The organism is Bradyrhizobium sp. P2_E8 (genome assembly GCF_056403875.1).
In genome coordinates this window covers 1-6,800 of sequence record NZ_JBFUES010000365.1, presented here as the reverse complement: position 1 = coordinate 6,800, position 6,800 = coordinate 1, and the positions used below count along the sequence as shown (strand labels likewise).

The window sequence follows — 6,800 nt, the reverse complement described above, 5'->3', positions numbered from 1 at the left end:
ACATCGCCGTTTCCGTCGGCGGCGCCTCGGCCTTCGTCAAGGCAAAACGCGTGATCCTGGCGACCGGCGCGCTGGAGCGGCCGTTCCCGATTCCGGGCTGGACGCTGCCGGGCGTGATGACCGCCGGTGCGGCGCAGACCATGCTGAAATCATCGGCGCTGGTGCCCGATGGTCGCACGGTGATCGCGGGGCAGGGGCCGCTGCTCTGGCTGCTCGCCGCGCAGATTTTGCGGCTTGGCGGCCGCATCGACCGCATCCTCGACACCACCGAGCGCGGCAATTATTTCGCCGCGCTCCCCCATGCCTTCGCCTTCCTGACCTCGCCCTATTTCGCCAAGGGCCTGTCGATGATGCGTGAGGTGAAGGCGAAGGTGCAGGTCGTCTCCGGCGTCACCGAGCTCTCCGCGTCGGGTGACGGCCAGCTTGCGAATGTGAGCTATGTCGCCGGCGGCAAGCGCGAGACGCTTCCCGCCGATCTCCTGCTGCTGCATCAGGGCGTCGTACCCAACGTCAATCTGGCGATGGCGGCCGGCGTCGAGCATCGCTGGGACGAGCTGCAATTGTGCTGGTCGCCGGTGCTCGATGCAAGCTGTTCATCGTCGGTCGCGGGCATCGCGATCGCCGGCGACGGCGCCGGTATCGGTGGTGCCAATGCCGCCGTGGTCCGTGGCCGCATCGCGGCGCGCGCGGCGGTGGAGGCGTTGGCGCCCGCGGCTGCTGCGAAGCTTCCGGCAATGGCGACTCTCCGCGCCCATCTCGCCAAGGCCGAACGCGGCCGCATTTTCCTCGACACGCTGTTCCGCCCGGCGCCGCAGTTCCGCATTCCCTCAGGCGACACCATCGTCTGTCGCTGCGAAGAGGTGACGGCAAAGGACGTTCTCGACTCCGTCGCGATCGGCGCGACCGGGCCGAACCAGCTCAAGGCCTATCGCCGCACCGGCATGGGCCCGTGCCAGGGCCGGCTCTGCGGCCTCACCGTCACCGAGCTGATGGCGCAGGCCCGCGGAAAGACCCCGCAGGAGATCGGCTATTACCGGCTGCGCGCGCCGGTGAAGCCGATCACGCTCGCTGAGCTCGCCGCCGTCCCGAAGAGCGAAGACGACGTCAASGCGGTGGTGCGCGGATGACTGAGAACGTGGATGCGATCGTCGTCGGCGGCGGCATCCACGGATGCTCGACCACGCTGCATCTGTGCCTTGCGGGCCTGAAGCCGGTGCTGATCGAAAAGGACTATGCCGGCCGGCATGCTTCCRGCGTCAATGCCGGCGGCGTGCGGCAGCTTGCGCGGCACGTCCTCGAAATCCCGCTCTCGATCCGTTCGATGGGAATCTGGGAGAAGATCGCCGACCTCCTCGACGACGATTGCAGTTTCGAGAGCCACGGCCAGGTGCTGGTCGCGGAAAACGAGGACGAGCTTGCGACTTGCCGCGCGCGCGTCGCCGAGCTCAACGCACTCGGCTTCACCCATGAGGAGCTGATCGACGCCACCGAATTGCGGCGGCTGGTGCCCGCGGTGGCCGACAGCTGTCCCGGCGGCGTGGTCTCGCGCCGCGACGGCGCGGCCAATCCTGCGCAAACGACGACCGCGTTCCGGCGCAAGGCCGAACAGCTCGGCGCGACCGTGCGCGAGGGCGTGGCGGCCAGCAACATCCGCTACAGCGACGGCCTCTGGTATGTCGATGTGTGCTCCGACACCTATGCCGCGCCGGTGCTGGTCAACGCTGCCGGCGCCTGGGCCGGGACAATCGCGGCTGCGCTCGGCGAGCCGGTGCCGGTCGAAACCGTGGCGCCGATGCTGATGATCACCTCGCGCGTGCCGCACTTCATCGATCCCGTCGTGATCCTGCGCGGCCGAAAGCTCTCCTTCAAGCAATTCAAGAACGGCACCGTGCTGATCGGCGGCGGGCATCTGGCAACGCCCTATCAGGACCGCAACGAGACGGTGCTGGACTGGAAGAGCCTTGCGATCAGCGCGCGCACCGTGTTCGAGCTGTTTCCGGTGATGCGCAGCGCGACGATCGTCCGTGCCTGGGCCGGCATCGAGGCCAAGATGAAGGACGACATCCCCGTGTTCGGGCCGAGTTCGCGGCACAAGGGCCTCTACCACCAGTTCGGCTTCTCGCTGCACGGTTTTCAGCTCGGCCCCGGTGCCGGCGCCGTGATGGCGGAGCTGATCGTCAACGGCGGCACCCAGACCCGCATCGGCGATCTCGGCATCGACCGCTTCCACCCTTCCACGCTCTAGCAACAAGAGGACATCATGAGCATCACCCGCAGCATTCGCACGCCCATCATGCACCGCGCCGTCGAGGCCAATGGCTTCGTCTTCCTCGGCGGCACCATTGCCGACGACACGTCGGTCTCGATGGGCGATCAGACCCGCAACATCCTCGGCAAGATCGCGGGCTATCTGAAGGAGGCCGGCACCGACAAGAGCCGCGTCGTCAGCGCCTCGATCTTCGTAACCGATCTCTCCAAGAAGAAGGAGATGGACGCGGCCTGGACCGAGTTCTTCGGCGACAACCTGCCGACCCGTGCCACCGTCGGCGTTGCCGATCTCGGCGGCAGCGCGCTGATCGAAGTCGTGGTCACCGCGCTCAAGGGCTGACGGCATCGGCCGATGGGGGACGTCAGCGCGCGACGCGCTGTCGTCCCCTCGGCTTGATCTTGCGCCTCTGCCGGACTAGTTAGAGGCGTCTCAATCAGGAACTTCGCAGCCATGGATTTTACCCCGACCGCAACGCCGATCCGCCTTGCTCACGGGGAATTCCATGCCTGCTTCCATCATCCTGTCGAACCTGTCGCTGTCCACGCCTGACGGCCGTTCTCTTTTTTCCAATCTCGATCTGACATTCGCGGCTGAGCGAGCCGGTCTCGTCGGCCGCAACGGCGTCGGGAAAACCACGCTGCTGGCGTCGATCTGCCGGGAACATGTTCCCCAGTCCGGGCGCATTCTGACCAACGGGACCATCGGCCTGCTGCGCCAGGACGTTCAKCTGCTCACGGGTGCCACCGTGGCCGATCTGTTCGGCGTGCGGGAAGCGCTGGCGCTGCTTCGCCGTGCGGAGCGGGGCGATGCCTCCGCCGACGACATCGCCGCGATCGACTGGACCCTCGAAGCGCGGCTCGCGTCCTCGCTGGCGCGCGTCGGGTTCGATCTTGCGCCCGATACGGAGCTGTCCTGCCTGTCCGGCGGCCAGACGACGCGGGTTCGTCTTGCCGCGCTGGTGTTCGCCGAGCCCGACTTCCTGCTGCTGGATGAGCCCACCAACAATCTCGACCGGGACGGACGCAAGGCCGTGATCGATCTCCTCGCCGCCTGGCGCGGCGGCGCGATCATCGTCAGCCACGATCGGGGCCTGCTCGAAACGGTGGACGCGATCGTCGAGTTGACGTCGCTCGGAGCAACGCGATACGGCGGCAATTGGAGCCGGTACCGCGAGCAGAAGGCCGTCGAGCTCGCTGCCGTCAGGCACGACCTTGCGCATGCCGAGAGGCGGCTGTCCGAGATCGACGGCAAGGCGCAGGACGCCGTGGAGAGGAAGGCGCGCAAGGATAGCGGCGGCAGGAAGAAGCGTGCCAAGGGCGACATGCCGCGCATCCTGGCCGGCGCGCGCCAGGATCGCAGCGAGGACACCGGCGGAAAGACCGCGCAAGTCGCCGAGCGGCGGCGCGCCGAGGCGCTCGAAGCCGTCGACACGGCGCGCCGGCGCATCGAGATGCTCCAGCCGCTGTCCGTGAAATTGCCGCCGACAAACCTGCCGGCGGGCAGGGAGGTGGTTTGGCTCGATCGGGTCAGCGCCGGCTATCATCCGGAGCGGGCGATCCTGCGGCGAGTGTCGCTCACGATCGTCGGGCCGGAGCGCGTTGCGGTGGTCGGGCCAAATGGTTCAGGCAAGACGACGCTGCTGAAACTCATTGCCGGCGAGATCTGCCCCCTTGTGGGGACCGTGAGGGTCAGGCCCGACTTCGCGCTGTTCGACCAGAAGGTCAGCCTGCTCGATCCAGCGATCTCGATCCTGGACAATTTCAGGCGTCGCAATCCAAAGGCGGGCACGAATGAGTGCCATGCCGCTCTTGCGCGCTTCATGTTTCGCGCCGACGCTGCCTCGCAGATCGTCGGGAGCCTGAGCGGTGGACAGCTGCTTCGTGCCGGCCTTGCTTGCGTGTTCGGCGGGACGACGCCGCCCTCACTGCTGATCCTGGACGAGCCGACCAACCATCTGGACATCGCGTCCATTGAAGCCGTCGAAGCAGGCTTGCGGGCCTATGACGGCGCGTTGCTCGTCGTCAGTCATGACGAGACGTTCTTGCAGGCGATAGGGATTACGCGGCGGCTCGATCTTGGCGGTGACCTTGCGGGCTGAGGCCGACCGCTCGGGCCTGCGGAATGATAATGCCGGTCCCGGCCACCGGCGGCGTACCATCCTGGCGCGTCGCCCCTCGCAGTGATTATCAAAAGCCCGACGCCCTGCCCCCAGCGCGTCGGGCGGAAACATTGATTATCAATCGGTGATCCCAACGCCATTGTTGTGGCGCGTATCTCACCAATTATCCACTCCGGGAAACTACCGCGTCGGAACCGGGTTGCTCCTGCCGTCGATCGGTGTCGCTTACCCGCCGCCACCCGGTTCCAGCGCCTCGCCGATCTCCAGCGGATGGGCCATGGTCTCGTGCAGCGCGTCGCGGTCGAGCTCGCCTTCGGAGATGCTGATGACGACGCAGGCGACGCCGTTGCCGATCAGATTGGTCAGCGCGCGGCACTCGCTCATGAACTTGTCGATGCCGACCAGGATCGCGATCGACTGGATCGGGATGTCGGGCACGATCGAGAGTGTCGCGGCGAGCGTGATGAAACCGGCGCCGGTCACGCCCGAGGCGCCCTTCGAGGTGATCATGGCGATGCCGAGGATGCCGATCTCCTGCCAGATCGTCAGATGCGTGTTGGTCGCCTGCGCCAGAAACAGCGTCGCCAGCGTCATGTAGATGTTGGTGCCGTCGAGGTTGAAGCTGTAGCCGGTCGGGATGACGAGGCCGACCACCGAGCGGGAGGCGCCGAGATGCTCCATCTTCTGGATCATCTGCGGCAGCACGGTCTCCGACGACGACGTGCCGAGCACGATCAGCAGCTCGTCCTTGATGTAGGCGATGAAACGCAGGATCGAGAAGCCGGCGAGCCGTGCGATCGCGCCCAGCACGATCAGCACGAACAGGATGCTGGTGAGGTAGAACGTGCCGATCAGGGCGGCGAGGTTGAGCAGCGAGCCGAGGCCATAGGCGCCGACGGTGAAGGCCATCGCGCCGAACGCGCCGATGGGCGCGACGCGCACGATGATGCGGATGATGCCGAAGAACATCTTCGCGGCCTTGTCGACCGCCTCCGCGATCGGCTCGCCGGCCTTGCCGAGGAAGGCGATGGCGAAGCCCGACAGGATCGAGATGAGCAGCACCTGCAACAGGTCGCCGCGCGCAATCGCGCCGAGATAGCTGTCGGGGATGATCGCCATCAGATGGGCGACGATGCCTTCCTCCTTGGCCTTGGTGACGTAGGTCGCGACCGATTTCGGATCGATCGTGGCGGGATCGATGTTGAAGCCGTGTCCGGGCTGGAGCACCTCGCCGACCAGGAGGCCGACCGCGAGCGCGACGGTCGAGACCGTCTCGAAATAGATCAGCGACTTCAGCCCGACCCGGCCGACGCGCTTGAGATCGCCCATCGAGGAGATGCCGTGCACCACGGTGCAGAAGATCACCGGTGCGATCATCATCTTGATCAGTGCGATGAAGCCGTCGCCGAGTGGCTTCAATTCCTTGCCGAAATCGGGATAGAAATAGCCGATGAGCACCCCGAGCGCGATCGCGATCAGAACCTGGATGTAGAGAATCTTGTACCAGGGCTGGTGCCGGCGACGGACGGCTGGCTGGATCGCGATCTGTGTCATAATGTAGACCCCGGAACGTACTGATCTCGCATGATTTGCATCATGTGATGGCCGCCGCGGAAGCAACAATCACATTTTTGTCGGATCGCACGAAGATCGATCGCTGCACCGCAATTGGGGGGAACATGTCGACTGCAACAGGCTCCGACGGGCAGGCGCAAGGCCGTTCACAAGGCTATTTTCCGCGCTGGACGTTGAAGACCTCCGGCGTGATCATGCCCGAAGAGCGGTTGCCCCTGGGCCAGACGATCGTCGCGGGTCTGCAGCACGGCGTCGCGATGTCGGGCGGCACGATCATCGCGCCGCTCTTGATGGGGTTCGATCCCAATGTTGCGCTGCTGTTCTCCGGCATCGGCACGCTGATCTTCTTCGTGGTCGTGGCGGGGCGCGTGCCGAGCTACCTCGGCTCGAGCTTCGCCTTCATAGCCGTCGTCATCGCCGCCACCGGCTATGCCGGGCATGGACCGAATCCGAATCTTTCGGTTGCGCTCGGCGGCATCGTCGGGGCCGGCGTGCTCTACGGCGTGATCGCGCTGGTCGTGATGTGGTCGGGAGTCGGCTGGGTCGAGCGCCTGATGCCGCCGGTCGTCACCGGCGCCGTGGTCGCGGCCATCGGCCTCAATCTCGCGCCGGTCGCCGTCAAGTCGGTGAGTGCTGGTACGTTCGACACCTGGATCGGGCTCGTGACCGTCCTCGTCATCGGTGTGATCGGCGTTGCGGCGCCGGGGATGTGGCGCCGGCTGCCGATCATCCTCGGTGCGATCGGCGGATATCTGTTGTACTGGCTGCTTGCCAACGGCTTCGGTCTCGGCAAGCCGATCGACTTCACCCGGCTCGCGGCCGCGCCGTGGATCGGCT

Annotated in this window: 6 protein-coding genes; 5 read left to right on the top strand and 1 reads right to left on the bottom strand. The window is 66.0% G+C overall.

What is annotated here, in order from left to right:
• The 4 genes from AC1D00_RS20485 to AC1D00_RS20470 all read left to right on the top strand — a co-directional run.
• A partial coding sequence (locus tag AC1D00_RS20485) for an FAD/NAD(P)-dependent oxidoreductase (RefSeq protein WP_477011917.1) occupies positions 1-1,127 on the top strand: 1,127 nt, incomplete at its 5' end.
• Entirely contained in the window at positions 1,124-2,245 is a 1,122-nt protein-coding gene (locus AC1D00_RS20480) for an NAD(P)/FAD-dependent oxidoreductase (RefSeq protein WP_477011916.1), read from the top strand. The genes AC1D00_RS20485 and AC1D00_RS20480, both read left to right, overlap by 4 nt.
• A 15-nt stretch (positions 2,246-2,260) precedes the next feature.
• On the top strand, positions 2,261-2,608 hold the full coding sequence (locus tag AC1D00_RS20475) for a RidA family protein (protein ID WP_027545617.1): 348 nt from the start codon (positions 2,261-2,263) through the stop codon (positions 2,606-2,608).
• Positions 2,609-2,771: 163 nt separating this feature from the next.
• Positions 2,772-4,367: an ABC-F family ATP-binding cassette domain-containing protein gene (locus tag AC1D00_RS20470; RefSeq protein ID WP_477011915.1), complete on the top strand. Its 1,596-nt coding sequence runs from the start codon at positions 2,772-2,774 to the stop codon at positions 4,365-4,367.
• Positions 4,368-4,613: 246 nt separating this feature from the next.
• Here AC1D00_RS20470 and AC1D00_RS20465 read toward each other — a convergent pair whose 3' ends face one another.
• Positions 4,614-5,942, bottom strand: coding sequence for a dicarboxylate/amino acid:cation symporter (locus tag AC1D00_RS20465; RefSeq protein WP_477011914.1), 1,329 nt, complete (start codon positions 5,940-5,942; stop codon positions 4,614-4,616).
• Between the two features lie 125 nt (positions 5,943-6,067).
• On the opposite strand from AC1D00_RS20465, the gene AC1D00_RS20460 reads away from it, so the two are divergent.
• The coding region (locus tag AC1D00_RS20460) for a solute carrier family 23 protein (protein WP_477011913.1) at positions 6,068-6,800 on the top strand (733 nt) is incomplete at its 3' end.